General features: G+C 64.8%; 19 protein-coding genes. 11 read left to right on the forward strand and 8 right to left on the reverse strand.

The window, feature by feature from the left end; translation table 11 throughout:
* Position 1: 1 nt before the first annotated feature.
* Complete coding sequence (locus J8G26_RS03195) at positions 2-1687, reverse strand: AMP-binding protein (protein ID WP_210567894.1); 1686 nt, start codon at positions 1685-1687, stop codon at positions 2-4.
* A 269-nt stretch (positions 1688-1956) separates the two neighbouring features.
* Here J8G26_RS03195 and J8G26_RS03200 point away from each other — a divergent pair, with 269 nt between their 5' ends.
* A complete protein-coding gene (locus J8G26_RS03200; RefSeq protein WP_087747698.1) occupies positions 1957-2874 on the forward strand; it encodes an alpha/beta fold hydrolase in 918 nt (305 codons plus the stop codon).
* 70 nt (positions 2875-2944) lie between these two features.
* Here J8G26_RS03200 and phhA read toward each other — a convergent pair whose 3' ends face one another.
* On the reverse strand, positions 2945-3796 hold the full coding sequence (phhA, locus tag J8G26_RS03205; RefSeq protein ID WP_210567895.1) for a phenylalanine 4-monooxygenase: 852 nt from the start codon (positions 3794-3796) through the stop codon (positions 2945-2947).
* Between the two features lie 13 nt (positions 3797-3809).
* Positions 3810-4931 (reverse strand): 4-hydroxyphenylpyruvate dioxygenase, encoded by a 1122-nt coding sequence (gene hppD / locus J8G26_RS03210; protein WP_210567896.1) that lies wholly within the window; start codon positions 4929-4931, stop codon positions 3810-3812.
* Positions 4932-5183: 252 nt separating this feature from the next.
* Between hppD and J8G26_RS03215 the strand changes: the two genes are divergently transcribed.
* The 6 genes from J8G26_RS03215 (at position 5184) to fabB (ending at position 11115) form a co-directional block, all read left to right on the forward strand.
* Complete coding sequence (locus J8G26_RS03215) at positions 5184-5666, forward strand: Lrp/AsnC family transcriptional regulator (protein WP_087747695.1); 483 nt, start codon at positions 5184-5186, stop codon at positions 5664-5666.
* 180 nt (positions 5667-5846) lie between these two features.
* Complete coding sequence (locus J8G26_RS03220) at positions 5847-6575, forward strand: GNAT family N-acetyltransferase (protein WP_210567897.1); 729 nt, start codon at positions 5847-5849, stop codon at positions 6573-6575.
* Positions 6576-6675: 100 nt separating this feature from the next.
* A complete protein-coding gene (locus J8G26_RS03225; protein ID WP_210567898.1) occupies positions 6676-7551 on the forward strand; it encodes a transporter associated domain-containing protein in 876 nt (291 codons plus the stop codon).
* On the forward strand, positions 7551-9143 hold the full coding sequence (gene lnt, locus J8G26_RS03230; protein WP_210567899.1) for an apolipoprotein N-acyltransferase: 1593 nt from the start codon (positions 7551-7553) through the stop codon (positions 9141-9143). Before J8G26_RS03225 ends, lnt begins: the two co-directional genes overlap by 1 nt.
* A gap of 215 nt (positions 9144-9358) precedes the next feature.
* The gene (gene fabA, locus J8G26_RS03235; RefSeq protein ID WP_210567900.1) at positions 9359-9901 is read left to right on the forward strand and encodes a 3-hydroxyacyl-[acyl-carrier-protein] dehydratase FabA; all 543 of its coding nucleotides are present in this window, start codon (positions 9359-9361) and stop codon (positions 9899-9901) included.
* Positions 9898-11115 carry a beta-ketoacyl-ACP synthase I gene (fabB, locus tag J8G26_RS03240; protein ID WP_210567901.1) on the forward strand — a complete coding sequence of 406 codons (1218 nt, stop codon included), beginning with the start codon at positions 9898-9900 and terminating at the stop codon, positions 11113-11115. The genes fabA and fabB overlap by 4 nt, the downstream gene beginning before the upstream one ends.
* Before the next feature lie 107 nt (positions 11116-11222).
* Here fabB and J8G26_RS03245 read toward each other — a convergent pair whose 3' ends face one another.
* The 5 genes from J8G26_RS03245 to J8G26_RS03260 all read right to left on the reverse strand — a co-directional run bounded on the left by J8G26_RS03245 (position 11223) and on the right by J8G26_RS03260 (position 15676).
* On the reverse strand, positions 11223-12176 hold the full coding sequence (locus J8G26_RS03245) for an N-carbamoyl-D-amino-acid hydrolase (RefSeq protein ID WP_210567902.1): 954 nt from the start codon (positions 12174-12176) through the stop codon (positions 11223-11225).
* Between the two features lie 92 nt (positions 12177-12268).
* Positions 12269-13276 (reverse strand): hydantoinase/carbamoylase family amidase, encoded by a 1008-nt coding sequence (locus tag J8G26_RS03250; protein WP_349238298.1) that lies wholly within the window; start codon positions 13274-13276, stop codon positions 12269-12271.
* Positions 13176-13508, reverse strand: coding sequence for a hypothetical protein (locus J8G26_RS19620; RefSeq protein ID WP_349238299.1), 333 nt, complete (start codon positions 13506-13508; stop codon positions 13176-13178). Before J8G26_RS19620 ends, J8G26_RS03250 begins: the two co-directional genes overlap by 101 nt.
* Positions 13505-14737 (reverse strand): diaminopropionate ammonia-lyase, encoded by a 1233-nt coding sequence (locus tag J8G26_RS03255; protein WP_210567903.1) that lies wholly within the window; start codon positions 14735-14737, stop codon positions 13505-13507. Before J8G26_RS03255 ends, J8G26_RS19620 begins: the two co-directional genes overlap by 4 nt.
* 66 nt (positions 14738-14803) lie before the next feature.
* Positions 14804-15676, reverse strand: coding sequence for a MurR/RpiR family transcriptional regulator (locus J8G26_RS03260; protein ID WP_210567904.1), 873 nt, complete (start codon positions 15674-15676; stop codon positions 14804-14806).
* Positions 15677-16010: 334 nt separating this feature from the next.
* Here J8G26_RS03260 and J8G26_RS03265 point away from each other — a divergent pair, with 334 nt between their 5' ends.
* The 4 genes from J8G26_RS03265 (at position 16011) to J8G26_RS03280 (ending at position 19100) form a co-directional block, all read left to right on the forward strand.
* On the forward strand, positions 16011-16811 hold the full coding sequence (locus J8G26_RS03265; protein ID WP_210567905.1) for a transporter substrate-binding domain-containing protein: 801 nt from the start codon (positions 16011-16013) through the stop codon (positions 16809-16811).
* A gap of 111 nt (positions 16812-16922) precedes the next feature.
* Positions 16923-17585: an amino acid ABC transporter permease gene (locus tag J8G26_RS03270; RefSeq protein ID WP_210567906.1), complete on the forward strand. Its 663-nt coding sequence runs from the start codon at positions 16923-16925 to the stop codon at positions 17583-17585.
* A gap of 14 nt (positions 17586-17599) precedes the next feature.
* Positions 17600-18250 carry an amino acid ABC transporter permease gene (locus J8G26_RS03275; RefSeq protein WP_087747686.1) on the forward strand — a complete coding sequence of 217 codons (651 nt, stop codon included), beginning with the start codon at positions 17600-17602 and terminating at the stop codon, positions 18248-18250.
* A gap of 58 nt (positions 18251-18308) precedes the next feature.
* Complete coding sequence (locus J8G26_RS03280; protein WP_282598122.1) at positions 18309-19100, forward strand: amino acid ABC transporter ATP-binding protein; 792 nt, start codon at positions 18309-18311, stop codon at positions 19098-19100.
* Positions 19101-19205 lie beyond the last annotated feature (105 nt).

The following is a 19205-nucleotide window of genomic DNA, read 5'->3' on the forward strand; positions in this document are numbered from 1 at the left end:
ATTATTTGGCCGTGCGCAGCTCGCGCCGCAGGATTTTGCCCACATTGGTCTTGGGCAGGTCGTCGCGGAACTCGATGTACTTCGGCCGTTTGTAGCCGGTGAGGTTGGCGTGGCAGTAGTTGGCCACCTCGTCCTCGGTCAGTGCCGGGTCGCTCCTCACGACGAAGACCTTGATCGCCTCGCCCTGCTTCTCGTCGGCCACGCCCACGGCCGCGCATTCCACCACGCCGGGGCACAGCGAGATGACTTGCTCCAGTTCGTTGGGGAACACGTTGAAGCCGCTCACCAGAATCATGTCCTTTTTGCGGTCGATGATGCGCGTGTAGCCCTGCGCATCCATGATGCCGATGTCGCCCGTGCGCATGAAGCGGTCGGCCGTGAAGGCCAGGGCGTTTTCGGCGGGCTGGTTGTAGTAGCCCGTCATCACGTTGGGGCCGCGGATGCAGATCTCGCCCGATTCGCCGAGCGGCAGATTGCAGCCCGCGTCGTCCTTGATGGCGATGTCGATGCCCGGCAGCGGCAGGCCGATGGTGCCGCTGAACCCGGTGTTGGTCACGGGGTTGTTGGTGCCGATGGCGCAGGTCTCGCTCATGCCCCAGCCCTCGATCATGGTGCTGCCCGTGACCTTTTGCCATTGCTTGGCCGTGCCTTCGCTGGCGGCCATGCCCCCGGCCTGCGATACGCACAGGTGAGAGCAGTCGATCGACTTGAACTGCGGGTTTTGCAGCAGCGCGTTGAACAGCGTGTTGACGGCCGGCAGCATGTGAAAGGGGCGCTTCTTGAGCACCTCGATGAATTTCGGAATGTCGCGCGGGTTGGGAATCAGCGTGAGGCTGGAGCCCTGGCGGATGGCCAGCAGACACAGCGTGAGCGCGAAGATGTGATACAGCGGCAGCGCGGCAATGCTGTTCGCCTTACTCAGGTCGCCCACCTTCGACAAAGCGGGTGTGAACCAGGCCTCGGCCTGCAGCGTGGCGGCCACGATATTGCGGTGGGTCAGCACTGCGCCTTTGGACAGGCCCGTGGTGCCGCCCGTGTATTGCAAGAAGGCGGTGGAATCGAGCGTGGCCTGGCTGGGCGCCAGCGTGCGGCGCTCGCCCAGCGCCAGCGCCTTCTTGAAAGAGACGACCTTGCGCCCGTTGGACAGGGGCAGCTCGTAGGTGGGCACCATCTTGGCCAGATGGCGCACGGCAAAGGTGATCCACGGGCCATACACCGCGCCCAGCAGGTCGCCCATGGACGCCATCACCACCTGCTGTACGGCGGTGTGCTCGATGATCTCGCTCAGGGTGTGGGCAAAGTTCTCCAGGATCACGATGGCCGTGGCGCCCGAGTCCTTGAGCTGGTGCTCCAGCTCGCGGGCGGTGTAGAGCGGGTTCACGTTGACGCAGGTGTAGCCGGCGCGCAGCACGGCGGCCATGGTCACGCCAAACTGGGGCACGTTGGGCAGCATGATCGCCACGCGCGCGCCAGGCTCCAGCCCCAGGCCCTGCAGGTAGGCGCCCAGGGCCGCCGACAGGCGATCGAGTTCGCCGTAGGACATCCACTGGTCCATGCAGACCGAAAACGGGCTCGAGGCGTGCTTGCGAAAGGATTCTTCCAGCAGGTGCGCCACCGAGCGGTATTGCTCGGGCTGCACATCGTGGGGAACCCCCGGGGGGTAGCTTTTGAGCCAAATCTTTTCCATGCGGTGTCCTCGGGTGTTCCGGTGGGCAGGTTCTCGGAACGTGTTCACGATCTAAGGTGTGTGGGCCCAGATTGTCGGAGCAGGGGCGCGGGCTCGGCTACCGGGCTTGTCCTAGGGTGCGCGCCAGTTCCGTCTCGCAGGCGACAGCGCTGGCGCAGGGCGTTCACAGCGGCAATGCCGCCGCGGATGGTGTGGGCGACGTCCATCGCAAGTCCTCCTGGGGCTGGCCGCACAATGCGGACTGTTTCATTGCTACACCCCCTGAATCCATGAACGCACGCTGGCAGCAAGCCGTGGTCCTCTTCAACCTATTGGCCACGATCGCCTGGCTGGCATGGCAATGGCCCCGCTCGCCGCTGATGGCGCTGGCGGGCGTGGCCGTCGCGCTGGCATTGTTCGGGCTGGTGCTGGGGCTGCAGTTCGTGACCATGCTGCGTGTGAACCGCGCTGACCCCGCGCCACGGCCGTCATGGCGGCAGCTGGCATCGGCCTGGTGGGCCGAGGCACGGTTGGCGCTGGCGGTGTTCGGCTGGCGCCAGCCCTTTCGCCACAGCGCCGTGCCCGACTGGCTGCCGCCCCTGGCGCCCGGCCAGCGGGCCACGCGCCGGGGCGTGGTGCTGGTGCATGGCTTTCTGTGCAACCGGGGGTTCTGGTTGCCGTGGCTGGCTGCGCTGCGCGAGCGCGGCCATGCCTATGTGGCGGTCACGCTGGAGCCCGCCTTTGGCTCGATGGACGACTACGCGGCCACCATCGACGCCGCAGTGCAGCGCGTGACCGAGGTCACCGGCATGGCGCCGGTGGTGGTGGGCCACAGCATGGGCGGGCTGGTGGCCCGCGCCTGGCTGCGCTCCTTGCCTGCGGACCGCGCTGCGGCGCGCGTGCACCGGGTCATTACGCTGGGCACACCGCATGGCGGCACCTGGGCCGGGCGCTTCAGTCGCTCGGTCAATGGCCAGCAGATGGCGTTGGGGAGTGACTGGGTGCAGCAGCTACAGCAGGACGAGCCCGCTGCCCGAGCGGCCCGGTTTATTTGCTGGTATTCGAACTGCGACAACATCGTTTTTCCTGCGGGTACGGCGATGTTGATGGGCGCGGATAACCGGTTGGTGGAGGGGGTGGCGCATATGCAGATGGCGTTTGATCCTGCGGTGATGCGGGCGTGTCTGAAGGAGATGGCGCGGGGGTGAGGGTGGTTTTTGGTGTTTTTAGGCTCTAGCGCTTGATGGATATGCGCTCGCAGTCAATTTCATTCAAAATTCAACCCGCAACCACCTCCCGCTCATCCGCCGCAAACTCCGGCAACCCCCGCAGTCGCTCATAGATCGGCGCAAAGTCCGCCGCTGTCATGTCAAACAGCTGCTCAAAACTGTCGATCACAAAATACGTCTGCTGGTAGGTATCGATCTTGTAGCGCGTGCGCATCGTGCGCTCCAGCGCCAGTGGAATGCGCTGCGGCTCCGGGCTCTGCACCGAATACGCCAACTCCCCCGACGAACTCAAAATCCCCGCGCCATACGCCCGCAACCCGCCCGCCTCGCGGATCAAGCCAAACTCGATGGTGTACCAATACAATCGCGAGAGCATCTCGCACGCGCCCAGGCCCTGCGCCTTCAGACCGCCCTGGCCGTAGCGCTGCACGTAGTCCGCAAACACCGGGTTGAACAGCAGCGGCACATGGCCGAACAGGTCGTGGAAGATGTCGGGCTCGACGATGTAGTCAAACTCTGCGGGCGTGCGAATCCAGTCCGTCACCGGGAACTTGCGGTTGGCCAGCAGGGTGAAAAAAGGCACTTCGGGGATCAGGCCCGGCACGCCCACGATCTCCCAGCCTGTGGCCTTGACCAGGCGCTCGTTGATCTCTTCAAAACGCGGAATGTGGTCCTGAATGCCCAGTGCGGGCAGTGCTGCGATGAACGCCTCGCTCGCGAGGCCCGGCAACAGGGCCAACTGGCGTTCGTACAGGCGCCGATAGGTGTCGTGGTCGGCGGCGGTGTAGGCGGCAATGTTCTGCGGACAGGTGTAGTCGGCGCCCGCGCGGCTGTAGTCGCCGCGCGGCGGGCGGGTGCTGGCGCCATACACAACAGGTGTGACAACGGATTCGACGGCCATGGCCTTCTACCGCTCAGGGCTTTTTGGCTTCGAGCACGCCGCGCTCGATCTGGTCGCGCTCCAGCGACTCGAACAGCGCCTTGAAGTTGCCTTCGCCAAAACCGTCGCGGTAGTCGCCCTTGCGCTGGATGAACTCGAAGAACACCGGGCCCAGCATGGGCGTGGAGAATATCTGCAGCAGCAGGCGCGGCGTGCCGTCGGCCGTGGTGCCGTCCAGCAGGATGCCGCGCGCCTGCAGTTCACTGACCCGCTGGCCGTGGCCGGGCAGGCGGGTGTCGAGCATCTGGTAGTAAATGTCGTTGGGGGCGGGCGCCATGGGCACGCCGGCCAGCCCGAGCTTGTCCACCGTGGCCAGGATGTCGTCGCAGATCAGCGCGATGTGCTGGATGCCCTCGCCGTTGAACTGCATCAAAAATTCTTCGATCTGTCCGCCGCCTTGCTTGGATTCTTCGTTGAGCGGGATGCGGATCTTGCCGTCGGGCGCGGTCATGGCCTTGGAGGTCAGGCCGGTGTATTCGCCCTGGATGTCGAAGTAGCGGATCTCGCGGAAGCCAAACAGCTTTTCGTAGAAATTGGCCCAGAAGCCCATCCGGCCGCGGTACACGTTGTGCGTGAGGTGATCGATCTCGTTGAGGCCATGGCCCACGGGGCGGCGGTCCACGCCGTCGATGAATTCAAAGTCGATGTCGTAGATCGACTTGCCGTCTTCAAAGCGGTCGATCAGGTACAGCGGCGCGCCGCCGATGCCCTTGATGGCGGGCAGGCGCAGCTCCATCGGGCCGGTGGGAATCTCGATAGGCTGGGCGCCCAGTTCCAGCGCGCGGTTGTAGGCCTTGTGCGCATCCTTGACGCGAAACGCCAGGCCGCAGGCCGAGGGGCCGTGCTCGGCGCCGAAGTAGGCCGCCTGGCTCTGGGGCTCGCGGTTGAGGATGAAGTTGATGCCGTTCTGGCGGTACAGCACCACGTCCTTGGAGCGGTGCTTGGCCACCAGCGTGAAGCCGAGCTTTTCAAACACTGCCTCCAGCACGCCCGGGGTGGGCGAGGTGAACTCGACGAACTCGAACCCCATCAGGCCCATGGGGTTGTCCCAGGCTTCGATTTGGGCGGCTGTTGGTTGCGGCAGGGCGGCGTTCATGGGGTGTCTCCGGCATTCGTTGTGGATGAATGTCATGGACTTTAGGTGCGGACTGGCTCATGTTTCTGGCGAAATCAAGAGGCTTTTGCCTTTGGTTTGCAGAAATTGTGCGAATGATCAAATGGTGGTGCAGGTTGCCAGCGTTGGGTGGCCTGGCTGTCCACTAGCAGCCGGGGCGTCCAATTCAGGGCATGCCTGGTACCCCGCGCCCTGGGGCGCCGGGCGCAAGCCTTGTTCGTAGAATCCTGCGCAATGAACGACGCCAATGCCCTCGACAAGCTGGACAAGGCCATCCTGCGCCGCTTGCAGGACAACGGGCGCGAAACCTACGACGTGATTGGCGAGCAGGTCGGGTTGTCCCCGAGTGCGGTGCTGCGGCGCGTGAAACGCCTGGAAGACAGCGGCGTGATCGCCCGCTATGTGGCCCTGGTGAAGCCCGAGGCCGTGGGGCTGGGGCTGACGGCCTACCTCAATGTGCGGCTCGAAAAACACACCGAAAGCCATAAGCGCAATCCCATGGACCTGTTTCGTGCCAGCGTGCAGACCTGGCCAGAAGTGGTGGAGTGCGCCGCGCTCACGGGCGAGATGGACTATCTGTTGCGCGTGGTGGTGGCAGACATGGCGCACTACAGCCGCTTCATCATGGACACACTGCTCAAACATCCCAGCGTGCAGGACTGCAAGACGAGCTTTGTGTTGGACCGGGTGAAAGCCACCACCGCAGTGCCGGTGTGAGGGCTGTGGGCGACTGGCTAGACACAATTTTGTAACAAACACTATTGAAACAATAGCATCAAGCGCTTTGTTTAAAAGGGCTAGAGCCTGTTTTGTTTGTTTTTGGTGTGCGCACCCAATTTTGTTGCAGCGCAGCAAATTCGCGGGAAAATATAAGGGATAACCCTTAAGGTGACTTCCATGATCGCAACCAAAGACTGGCTCAAAGCTTCGTGGGACGCAGGCAAGGACATGCTGACGCCCTTTGCCGGCCATTCGCCGGACGATGCCGCCGCGCCCACGCCACTGATGGTGCCCATCCGTGCCTTGGGCCCCTCTTACCGTGAGCGCATCACGCAGCACCTGCTGCAGCTCGATCCGGCAGACCGGTATCTGCGTTTTGGCTATTCGGCCACGGATGAGCAGATCCGGCGCTACACCGAGCAGCTCGATTTTGATCGCGACGAGATCTTCGGCATCTACAACCGCCACCTGGAGCTGATTGCCATGGCCCACCTGGCGTTTGCCGAGCATCCCGAACACCAGCAATGTGCCGAGTTTGGCGTGTCGGTGCTCAAGAAGGCCCGGGGGCGTGGCTTTGGTGCGCGTCTGTTTGACCGGGCCATCATGCATGCCCGCAATGAGGGGGTGAACATGGTGTTCATCCATGCGCTGTCGGAAAACGCGGCCATGCTCAAGATCGCGCGCAAGGCCGGCGCCACGGTGCAGCGCGACGGCTCGGAATCGGAAGCCTATCTACAGATTCCGCCGGCCAGCTTTGACACCCGCATGGCCGAGATCGTCGAGCAGCAATTTGCCGAAATGGACTACCGCCTCAAGCGCCAGGCCAAGCAGTTCTGGGACTTTCTGGCCGGCGTGCAGGAAGTGCGCCAGGGCGTGCGGCACGCCCGCCACCAGTCAGCCGAATAGCGCCAGCATCGCGGTCACGGGCCTGCAATGCAAGCGTTGTCACGACAATCCGCTATCCTAGAGGGCTGTTTCACTACCGCACGTCCTGCACTCCAAGACAGTGTCTGACCCGCACCCCCAGCGCTTGCCCGAAAAGGAAGACAAGCGCACCTTCCTGCAAAAAGTGGCCGAGTTCATCCACCCCGGACCGGATTCCACCGAAGAGCTCATCGAAACCCTGGCCGAGGCCGAAGACAACCAGGTCATCGGCGCCGACTCCCGCGTGATGCTTGAACGCGTCATCCGCATGGCCGACATGACCGCCGGCGATGTGATGGTGGCCGCTCCGCGCATGGACCTCGTCAACATCGAAGCGCCCTTTGACGAGTTGCTGCGCCAGGTGATCAGCACCGCGCACTCGCGCTTTCCGGTGTACCAGGGCGAGCGCGAGAACATCATTGGCATCCTCATGGCCAAAGACCTGCTCAAGCTGCAGCGGGCACCTGAGCTGAACATCCGCGCCTTGCTGCGCCCGGCCGCTTTTGTGCCGGAAACCAAGGGCCTGAATGATCTGCTGCGCGAGTTTCGCGGCAACCGCAACCACCTGGCCATCGTGATCGACGAGTTTGGCCGCGTGGCCGGCCTGGTCACCATCGAGGACGTGCTGGAGCAGATCGTGGGCGAGATCGAAGACGAGTTCGATATCCCCGAAGACGAAGGCGACATTTTCGGCCTGGCAGACCAGACCTTCCGCGTGAGCGGCGACACCCCCATCGAGCGCGTGGCCGAGGCCTTTGGCGTGGCCGTGCAGGGCAGCGATCCCGACGAATCCTTTGACACCATCGGCGGCTTGATCGCCCACGAAATGGGCCATGTTCCCAAGCGGGGCGAGCACCTGCAGCTGTGCGGACTGCACTTTGTGGTGCTGCACACCAAGGGCGGCGCAGTGCGCTGGTTCAAGGTGTCGCGCGTCGATGAAAACAGCGCCGCCGACTGATGGCCCGGCTGCCACGCCTGCCTGGGGCTGCGTTCGCCGTGCGCGCCTGCCTGGCCGCTGCGGCGGGTGTGGCGCAGGCGTTGTCACTGGCATGGCCCGGGAGTGGCGCGCCGCAGTGGTGGCTGCAAATCCTGTCGCTGGCGGTGCTGGCCTGGCTGGTGCGCGGCCCAACGCCCTGGCGCCGCGCAGCCGGCCTGGGCTGGGTGTTTGCCACCGCCTGGCTGGCGGCCACCTTCTGGTGGCTTTTCATCTCCATGCACACCTATGGCGGCCTGGCGGCGCCGCTCGCGGTGGTCGCCGTGCTGGGGTTGGCGGGCTTTCTGGGCAGCTATTACGCTGTCGGTTTGGTGCTTTTTTCGCGTTTTGCGCCCGCCCACCGTGCGCTGGTAGCTATGCTTTTCGGAGCAGTCTGGTTGCTGGCCGAGCTGGCCCGCGGCACGCTGTGGACGGGTTTTCCCTGGGGCGCTGGCGGCTATGCACATGTGCAAGGGCCCTTGAGTGCGCTGGCGCGCACCGTGGGGGTGTATGGCGTCGGGTTCGTGGCCGCGGTGCTGGCCATGCTGCTGGCGCAGGCGCGCACCAGCGATTGGCGCAGCCTGCGCGCCTGGGCACTCGTGTCGGGGGGCGCGCTGGTGCTGGTGGGCGCGGGGCTGCAGCGCCAATGCGCCATCGAGTGGTGCCACACACCGGCGGCGGCGCAGCCTGCCCCCATCAGCCTGGCACTGCTGCAGGGCAATATTCCGCAGGACGAAAAGTTCCAGCCCGGCAGCGGCGTGCCGCTGGCGCTGCGGTGGTATGCCGATGCACTGCTCGCGGCCAAGGCAACCCTCGTCGTGGCGCCTGAAACCGCCATCCCGCTGCTGCCGCAGCAACTCATGCCGGGGTATCTGGAGGGGCTGGCGGCGCATTTCGGCCAAGGGGATCGGGCGGCGCTGCTGGGCATTCCGCTGGGAGACCAGGAGCGCGGCTACACCAATTCGGTGCTGGGCCTGAAGCCCGCCCAGCAGGTGCCGTACCAGTATGACAAGCACCATCTGGTGCCGTTCGGCGAGTTCATCCCGCCGTTCTTCAAGTGGTTCACGGCCATGATGAACATTCCCCTGGGCGACTTCAATCGCGGTGCCGTTGGGCAGCCCTCGTTTGCCTGGGCGGGGCAGCGCATTGCCCCCAACATCTGCTACGAGGACTTGTTTGGCGAAGAGCTGGGCGCACGGTTTGCGGACCCGGCCACCGCCCCCACGCTGTTTGTCAATTTCAGCAACATTGGCTGGTTTGGCGACACCGTCGCCATCGACCAGCATCTGCAGATCAGCCGCATGCGTGCGCTGGAGTTCGAGCGCCCCATGGTGCGCGCAACCAACACCGGGGCCACCGCCATCATCGACCATCGGGGCGTGGTCACCCATGCGCTGGCACGCCACACCCGTGGCGTGCTGACCGGCGAGGTGCACGGGCGCGGGCTCAGCGCACAGCAGGGCTGGGGCATCACGCCGTATGCCTGGTGGGTGGCGCGCTGGGGCCTGGCGCCCTTGTGGGTGGTGGGCGTGTGCGTGGTTGCCGGTGCGGCGTTCGCGCGGCGCTGGCGGCGCTAAACCCAACACCACGGCACGCGGCCGCACGGCATGGCAGGCATTGATCCAGGTCATGCCGTGCGGGGGAGTGGTGGTCGGTCGGCAGGCCAATCGGCGGCTGTGCGGTCGGTCGGCCTGGATGTGCCTTGATAATGGAGCCCTGCAACCGGTAGCAGGGGGTTGCAAATGGTGAATTTTTGAAGCGGCACGGCCGCTGTTCTGGAGCACGACTGAAAATGGCAGATTCCTTTTCCTATGAACAACTGATTGCCTCGGGCGAGGGCCGGCTGTGCGGCGCTGACAGCGGGCGTCTGCCGCTGCCACCCATGCTGATGTTTGACCGCATCACCCACATCGACAGCGATGGCGGCGCCCACGGGCTGGGAAAAATCCGGGCCGAGCTCGATGTGCGTCCTGACCTGTGGTTTTTTGCCTGCCACTTCCAGGGCGATCCGGTCATGCCCGGCTGCCTGGGGCTTGATGCCATGTGGCAGCTCATCGGCTTTTACCTGACCTGGCTGCAGCTGCCCGGTCGCGGCCGCGCCCTGGGTGCGGGCGAGGTCAAGTTCACCGGCGAAGTGGGGCCTGACGTCAAACTCGTCACCTACGAAATCGACATCAAGCGCGTCATCAAGCGCAAGCTGGTCATGGCCATTGGCGATGCCCGCCTGCTGGCCGATGGCAAAGAGATTTACGTGGCCAACGACCTGCGCGTGGGCTTGTTCAAGCGCGAGGAAGACGCGGCAAAAGACGGAGCACCGCAAGGAGAGGCCGCATGAAACGCGTGGTGATCACGGGCTCGGGCATCGTCTCGTGCATTGGCAACGACATGGCGACCGTCACCGCGTCGCTGCGCGAAGGCAAGTCCGGCATCGTGGCCATGCCCGAATTTGCCGAAATGGGCCTGCGCAGCCAGGTGGCTGGAAAACCGCAGGTTGACCTTGACGCACTGATCGACCGCAAACTGCGCCGCTTCATGGGTGACGCGGCCGCCTATGCCTACCTGTCGCTCAAGGACGCGATTGCCCAGGCCGGCCTGACACCTGAACAGGTCTCCAACCCACGCACCGGCCTCATCATGGGTTCGGGCGGGGCATCGTCCGCGAACCAGGTTGAAGCCGCCGACATCCTGCGCAGCAAGGGCATCCGCCGTGTCGGGCCGTACCAGGTCACGCGCTGCATGGGCTCCACCGTGTCGGCCAATTTGTCCACCGCGTTTGCGGTCAAGGGCATCAATTTCTCCATCACCTCGGCCTGCAGCACGTCGGCCCATTGCATCGGCATGGCGGCGCAGCAGATTGCTTTTGGCCTGCAAGACGTGATGTTTGCAGGCGGTGGTGAAGAGTTGAGCTGGCAATTGGCCATGCTGTTTGACGCCATGGGCGCCATGTCCAGCGCCTACAACGATACCCCCGAGACGGCGTCCCGCCCCTACGACGCCAACCGCGACGGTTTTGTGATCGCTGGTGGTGGTGGTGCCATGGTGCTGGAAAGCCTGGAACATGCCCAGGCCCGTGGTGCCACCATCCTGGCCGAGATTGTGGGTTTTGGCCTGTCGTCGGACGGCGTGGATATGGTGGCGCCTTCGGGTGACGGCGCCATTGCCTGCATGCGCCAGGCCATCGAGGGCCTGGACGGCCCCATCGACTACATCAACATGCACGGCACCTCCACCCCGGTGGGTGACCTGCCAGAGCTGCGCGCGCTGCGTGCGGTGTTTGGCGATGCGGTGCCGCCGTTTTCCAGTACCAAGTCGCTCACCGGCCACTCGCAAGGTGCCACGGGAGTGCAAGAGGCCATCTACTGCCTGCTGATGCTGCAAGAGGGCTTTATCGCCGGCTCGGCCCACATCGAGAACCTCGACCCCGCCGCCGAAGGTATGCCCATCGTTCGCGAGGCGCGTGATGCACCGCTGCGCACCGTGTTGTCCAACAGCTTCGGCTTTGGCGGAACCAACGCCAGCCTGGTGCTGCGCCGCTGGGACGGCCAGTAAGCCACGCCCGCGCAGCGCAGCGGGTGGACGGGGATCGCAGAGCGGTTACCCAGCCCATGAAAAGAGAGCCGTCGGCTCTCTTTTTTTATTCCCGCTACCTCGGCCTCTCAGCCCTGCCAGGGGCTGCCATCGGCGGCCAGCGTCTCGCCCTTTTTCTGCACGATCAGCCCATAGCATTCGGGGTGGCGGTGCAGATCAAAGTTGAATGTAGTGCGCTTGTAGATGGCGCAAAAGTCGAGGTCGCAGCGTCCGAGCACCACCTCGTCGTCCTTGGTGGTGCAGCGTGCAACCACTTCGCCCGAGGGCGCCACCAGCAGGCTGCCGGCGATGCTGTCCACGCCTTCTTCGACGCCGCCCTTGGCCACGCTGGCAACCCAGCAGCCGTTTTGGTAGGCGCCGGCCTGCACGGCCAGCTGGTTGTGGAAGAGTGACAGATCGTCGTGCTGCGGTGCCGGCGCGTTGTGCACCGGCGTGTTGTAGCCAATGAAGATCATCTCTGCGCCCTGCAGCGCCATCACGCGGTAGGTCTCGGCCCAGCGGCGGTCGTTGCACAGCGCCATGCCCACGGTGCCGCCAAAGGCCTGGTGCACGTCAAATGATTTGCCCGGCGTGAAATAGCGCTTTTCCAGGTGCTGGAATTTGCGCCAGGGTTCGTGCTCGAAATGGCCCGGCACATGGATCTTGCGGTATTTGCCGACGATGCCGCCCGTGCGGTCCACCAGGATGGCGGTGTTGTACTGCATCAGCCGGCCCGCTTCTTCGGCCAGCTCTGCGTAGCCAAGGTAAAAGCCCACGCCCAGTTCCTTGGCCAATTCGAACAGCGGCTGCGTTTCGGCGCTGGGCATGCTGCGCTCAAAGTAGCGGTGGATCTCGGCCGGGTCTTCCAGGTACCAGCGCGGGAAAAAGGTGGTCAGCGCCAGCTCCGGATAGACGATGACATGTGCGCCCAGGCTGTGCGCCTCGCGCATCATGGTGCACAGGCGTTGGACCACGGCCGTGCGGCTGTCGGTGCGTTGGATCGGGCCCAGTTGGCCCAGCGCTACGTTGACGATGCGAGACATAAGAGGCGGTTGCTTTCTTCAAAAATGATAGCTGCTTGCGCTTGTTGAATAAGCGCTAGAGGCCTTTTTATTCAAATCGTGATGTGCCGGCATCAGGCACGGTTGGCCCGCTCCAGCATCACCTGCAGCAGCACGTTGGCACCTTGCTCCAGCTGCTGCGCGTCGGTGTGCTCGCGCACGTTGTGGCTCAGCCCGCCGGCGCTGGGCACAAACACCATCGCCGTGGGGCACACGCGTGCCAGCATCTGCGCGTCATGGCCGGCGCCGCTGGGCATGCGCAGTGTGGACAGGCCTGCCGCCCGCGCGTGGCGTTCCACGCTCTCAACCAGTGCCGCGTCAAACTGCACCGGCGCAAAGTCGGCCAGCTGGCGGTGGCTGAACTGCACGCCATGCTCGGCCGCCACCCGCCGGGCGTGGGCCAGCATCTCGGCCTGCGCGGCGTGCAGCAGCGCGCCGTCGGTGTTGCGCAGGTCCACGGTCATCACGGCGCGGCTCGGAATCACGTTGATCAGGTTGGGCTGCAGCGTCACTGCACCCACCGTGCCCAGCTGGCGCCCGCCATGGCGCGCCACCAGTTCGTGCACAAAGGCGGCGCAGCGCATGGCAGCCATGCCGGCGTCGCAGCGCAGCGCCATGGGGGTGGTGCCCGCGTGGTTGCTGTGGCCGCTGAAGCTGAACTCCATCCAGCAAATGCCCTGCACGCCTTCCACCACGCCGATGGCAATGCCTTCGCGGTCCAGCACCGGGCCTTGCTCGATGTGCAGCTCGATAAAGCTGTCCACGCGCGGCGCGCCCACGGGGGCCGGGCCGGCGTAACCAATGCGCGCCAGCTCGGCGCCCAGCGCGGCGCCGTTGTCCACCGCCACGCTGGCCAGCGCTTCGGCCAGCGGCATGCCGCCCACATGCACCAGGCTGCCCAGCATGTCGGGCTGAAAGCGCGCGCCTTCCTCGTTGGTGAAAAACGCCACCTGCAGCGGGCGCCGCGTGCGCACACCGGCATCACGCAGCGTGGCCACCACTTCCAGCCCCGCCAGCACGCCATAGTTGCCGTCGTACAGGCCGCCGGTGCGCACGGTGTCGATGTGGCTGCCAGTGGCCACGGGGGGGCAGGTCAGCGGTTCCGGCGTAGGTGGCAAACACGTTGCCGATGGCGTCGATTTCCACGTCCATGTCCAGTGTGCGCATCTGCTGCACGGTCCAGTCGCGTGCCGCACGGTCGGCGTCCGACAGCGCCAGGCGGTTGGTGCCGCCGCCGGGCAGTGCGCCAAACTGGCCCAGTTCGGCGATGCGCTGCATCAGCCGTGCGCCATTGATCGTTGGTGTATCGCTCATGCGCGGGCTCCGGCGCGGGTGGCGACGGCCTCGGCGCTCTCGCCCACCAGCTGCTCGTACAGTTGGGGGTCGGTCGCTGCTTCGCTGCCAAAGAACAGGATGCGGCTGTCGGCCGTGAGCCCCAGCACCTGGCGGGCCGCATCGCTCTGGCACGCGGCCACGGCGGCGGCCACACCGGCAACGGCGGATTCGCCCGCCACGATCACCGGGTCGTTTCCGAGCGGGTGGGCCAGCAGGCGCATGGCCTCGACGGCGGCCTGGTCGTTGATTACGCAAAAGCCATCCGTGCCTTGTTCCAGAATTTCCCAGGCCAGGTGCGATACCTCGCCGCACGCCAGGCCCGCCATGAGCGTGTTGATGTCGCCGGTAACGGCGGTGAGCCGCCCGGCCTTGGCGCTTTGCGTCAGGCAATCGGCGCGGTCGGGTTCCACCACCACAAACACCGGGCGCTCGCTGCCGTCACGCTCCCAAAAATAGCCGCACACCGCAGCGGCGAGACCGCCCACACCGGCCTGCACGAAGATGTGTGTGGGGCGCTGCGCCAGCTGTCGCGCGGCCTCCTGCACCATCAGCTGGTAGCCCTGCATCACGTCGCGTGGCACGTCCATGTAGCCGGGGTACGAGGTGTCCGAGATGACGAAGCGGCCATGCCGTTTGGCGTCGGCATCGGCCTGGCGCACGGCATCGTCGTAGTTGCCCGGCGTGCGCACCACCTCGGCACCGTAATGGGCAATGGCGGCCTGGCGGCCTTCGCTCACCGTGGCGTGGATGTAGATCACGCAGCGGCAGCCAAAGAGTTGCGCACCCCAGGCGACGGACCGACCGTGGTTGCCGTCGGTGGCGCAGGTGACGGTGATGTCGGCGCACAGTGCGCGCAGCTCGGGCGTCAGCAGGTCCTGCGTGGAAAGCGGGCGGCCCAGGCGGGCGCCCAATTCACGGCACAGCAGGCGCGCCACGGCATAGGCGCCACCCAGGGCCTTGAAGCTGCCCAGGCCAAAACGGCTGCCTTCGTCCTTGTAGTGCAAGGCGGCCACGCCCAGCGCCTGCGCCAGCGCGGGCAGGGTGTGCAGTGGCGTGGCCGCATAGCCCTGCCAGCTGGTCAGTTCGCGCTCGGCCAGCGCCAGCGCCGGTGCGCCCAGGATGGCGCTGCGGCGCTCGCCGTAAGGGGTCTGGCGGTCAGCGGCGGGGTTGCGCAGGCATTCAGCGGTGAGTGCGGGAAGTGGGGACATGGTGTCTTTCAGGTCAAACAGAAGGAAAAAGGATCAAGTCAATGGGAGTGGCCACGCGGGGCGCCCTTAAAGCTGCGGCTCCAGGTCGCCCAGTACCACATGCAACTGTTCGATGCGCTGCAAGCGCGCGTGGGTGCCGGTCTTGGACTGCGCGGCAAACGCGCCGGCCAGAAAGTTCATCAGGCTGATGGCGCAGACATAGGAGTCAAACAGTCCATCGGGGGCGCTGGCGCCGCAACGCAAGACCACCTGGGCCTGCATGGCCAGGGCAGAGACTGGCGCATCGGTCAGCAGAACCACTTGCGCACCCATGCTGCGCGCCGCTGCCAGCACCACGGGCAGGCGGGTGCTGCGGCGGCGAAAGTCCACGGCCAGCACTACGTCCCTGTCGCTGGCGGTGGCCAGCAGCTCCGCTTCGCGGCCACTGGCGTCATTGAGGCTGGCCACATCGCTGCGCACCTGGGCCAGCAGGGCCTGGGCATAGCCAGCCGTGACCTGGCTGTGGCGGTAGCCCACCACCCACACCTTGCGCGCCTTGGACAGCAGGGCCAGTGCGCCCTGCACCTGCGCATCGGGCAGGGCATCGGCCCAGCCGGCGAGGCGCTGGGCGTCCTGGCGCAGATGGGTGTGCAGCTGCTGGGCCAGGCTGTCCTTGCGCTGCACCTGCGCCATGCGGGCCAGCGGTGACTGGCGCGTGTGGTGGGCGCGCACCTGCTGGCGAAACTCGTCAAAACCGGCAAACCCCGCACGGCGAAAGAAGCGCGCCGCCGTGGACTTGGATGTGCCAGCCAGCTGCGCCAGCTCGGTGGCGGTGTAGCCCAGCAATTCATCCTGCCGGGCCAGCACCACATCGGCCAGCTTGCGCTCGGCTTCCGAGAGATCGCCATACATATGGCGCACGCGGGCCTCCATGGACGACGGTACATCGGGCAAGGCCATGGGTGTCTGCTCCCTGTGTTTGTGCGTTGCGCCCCAGCTTGGGGCGGTGGTGCACGGTTGTGAAACATGTGTGCCGGAATTCTGGAACAAAGAAACTATTGTTTCAATCGGCATGCACCCTGCACAGCAAAAAAGGTGCCCGCACGCTGCGCTGTGCCGTTGGCGCTTCAGGTCGTTCTCTAGAGAGAAAAGGCCGTGGGGCGCGGGCGTCTCTGCCTGGCAATGGGGCGTGGGTGTGGTGCCCGCCGGATGCCATGCAACGGCTGTTTCAGCCTGGCACGCAATGTGCTGATGAGGTGGCACACAACCTCTTTTCCTTTTCTCGGAGTGCCTCATGAAATTCAGTCGCAGAGCTTTCGCCGCCGGTGCCGTTGTCGCCGTTGCCATGACCCTGTCGTTCGGTGCCAGTGCGCAGCAAGATGGCTCGCTCAAGGCCGTGATGGACAAGGGAAGCATCTCCCTGGGCATTCCCACCGACTACCCGCCTTATGGTTTCATGGGTCCTGACTTCAAGCCCACCGGTGTGGACGTCGCTGTCGCGCAGCTGATTGCCGACAAGCTGGGCGTCAAGGCCGACCTGGTGCCGGTCAGCACGCCCAACCGCATTCCCTACCTGCAGTCCAAAAAGATCGACGTCATCGTCTCTGCACTGGGCAAGAACGAAGAGCGCCAGAAGGTCATCGATTTCTCCACGTCCTATGCGCCGTTCTTCCAGGCCGTGTTCGGCCCGAAGAACGTGGAGCTCAAGAGCTTTGACGATCTGGCCGGAAAGACCCTGGCTGTGACGCGCGGCACCATCCAGGACGACGCCTTGGTGCAACTGGCGCCCAAGAGCCTGAAGATCCAGCGCTTCGAGGACGACAACGCCACCATGGCCGCCTTCATGACGCAGCAGACCCAGTTTGTCGCAGTGGGCGCTGCCGTGGCCGCTGCTGCGCTGCAAAAAAATCCCAAAGTGCAGGCCGAATACAAGCTGCTGATCAAGGACTCGCCCAACTACACCGGCGTGCGCAAGGGCGAGACCACGTTGCTGAACAAGATCAACGAGATCCTGCGCACCGCCAAGAAGGACGGCACGCTCGAGTCGTACTCGCAAAAGTGGCTGGGCCGCGGCACGGGCAACCTGCCGGACTAAAGGCCGCGTTCAACGGGTCCGTGTCACTGCGCGGAAGACGGCGGGCCTGTGCCCGCAAATGCCGCACCGTTGCCCAGGGCTTCTTTCTTTTTCTGATCACGGACTGCACGCATGGCAATGGATTTCGCAACGGTGCTGGGCCAATGGCCCATGCTCCTCAAAGGGCTGGTGCTGACGGCGGTGCTGACCGGCATCGCCATTCCGCTGGGCGTTCTGCTGGGCATTGCCTGCGCCTGGTCCCGGCTGTACGGTGGGGCAGCGCTGCGCTTTGGGGTGGCCGCCTATGTCGAGGTGTTTCGCAACACGCCGTTCATCATCCAGCTGTACTTTTTGTTCTTCGGCCTGCCGTCCATGGGCGTGCGCCTCTCGCCCGAGGTGGCCAGCATTTTGGCCATGACGCTGAACCTGGGCGCCTATGCCTGCGAGCAGATCCGCTCCGGCATCGAGGCCACACCGCATGGACAGATCGAGGCCGCGCAGTGCCTTGCACTGTCGCCGTGGCAAACCTTCACCCGCGTAGTGCTGCCACCGTCGCTGGGCCGCGTGTGGCCGTCGCTGGTGGGGCAGACCATCATCGTCATGCTGGGCTCCTCGGTGTGCAGCCAGATCTCGACCGAGGAGATCTCGTACGCCGCCAACCTCATCTCCAGCCGCACCTTCCGCAGTTTCGAGTCCTACATCCTCGTCACCGTGGTCTATCTCGGCCTGGCCGTGCTGCTGCGCCAGTTGCTCAACTGGATCGGCCCGCGCTGGGTGTTTGGCCGCCGCGCCTGAAGGAGTGACGCACCATGGTTGATTTCACTTTCTGGGACATTGCCAAACAGCTGCTGCTGGCCCTGCGCTGGACGGTGGGCTTGTCCGTCATTGCTTTCGTCTGCGGCAGCGTGCTGGGCATGGCCCTGCTGGTGTTGCGCCTGGCCAAGCTGCCGGGGGCGCAGCGCTTTGTTGCCACCTATGTGCAGGTGTTTCAGGGCACGCCGCTATTGATGCAACTCTTTCTGACCTATTTCGGTATGGCCATGGTGGGCATCGACACCTCGCCGCTGCTGGCGGCCTGCGTGTGTCTCACGCTCTACTCCAGCGCCTATCTGTGCGAGATCTGGCGTGGCTGCGTGGAGTCCGTTCCCAAAGGCCAGTGGGAGGCATCGGCCAGCCTGGCAATGGGTTTTACCGAGCAACTGCGTCACGTAATCCTGCCGCAGGCGCTGCGCATGGGCATTGCGCCCACGGCCGGCTTCAGCGTGCAGATCGTCAAGGGCACGGCGCTGACCAGCGTGATCGGCTTTATCGAAATCACCAAGGCTGGCCAGCTGATCGCCAATGCCACCTTTGAACCTTTCCTGATCTACGGCTGCGTGGCAGCGCTGTACTTTGCCCTGTGTTTTCCGCTGTCGCTATGGAGCCAGCGGCTGGAGCGGCGCTTGCGCCCGAGGCGCTGACTGCCCGCAATGTTCCGTTTGCTCGCCTGATTTGTTGACCTGACCTGGATTGCCTGCCATGACCACCGCCTCTGCTGCCTCTTTTTCCCCCGCATCCACCGCCCCAGCGCCAGGCATCTTTCCGCTGGTGCAGATAAAAGGTCTGCGCAAACGCTATGGCGACAACGAAGTGCTCAAGGGCGTTGACTTGCAGGTGCAGCGCGGCGAGGTGATTTCCATCATCGGCAAAAGCGGCTCGGGCAAGTCCACGCTGCTGCGCTGCATCAACGGGCTGGAGCAGTTTCAGCAAGGCGAGCTGAGCGTGCACGGCCAGCCCTTGAAGGCCGGTGACGCCCACGCTCTGCGCGAGTTGCGCAAGAACGTGGGCATGATCTTTCAGAACTTCAACCTGTTTCCGCACCTCACGGTGGGCCGCAATGTGATGCTGGCGCCCACACTCGTCACCAGCCAGCCCAAGGACGTGGCGCGCCAGAATGCCCAGCGCCTGCTGGCGCGCGTCGGTCTGGCGGAAAAGTTCGATGCCATGCCCGATCAGCTCTCGGGCGGCCAACAGCAGCGCGTGGCCATCGCCCGTGCGCTGGCCATGAACCCGGAGATCCTGCTGTGCGACGAGGTGACATCCGCGCTCGACCCGGAGCTGGTCGGCGAGGTGTTGCAAGTGGTCGAAGGCCTCGCTGACCAGGGCATGACGCTGATCATGGTCACCCACGAAATGGGCTTTGCCCGCAAGGTGAGCGACCGCGTGGTCTTCATGCACCAGGGCCGGGTGCACGAAATGGGCGCGCCCGAGCAGCTATTTGGCGCCCCGCAGACACCGGAGCTGCGCCAGTTTCTGGGTCAGCTGCATTGACGTCTAGGGTTGAGGCGAAAACAGCCTCTAGCGCTTATTGGATAAGCGGAGGCTGCTATCAAAATTGAGAAGGGTAAGGAGTAGGCAAAAGTCAGCGGCACCGAA

The sequence above is a fragment of the Acidovorax sp. JG5 genome (assembly GCF_017939685.1).
Lineage (GTDB): Bacteria > Pseudomonadota > Gammaproteobacteria > Burkholderiales > Burkholderiaceae_C > Acidovorax.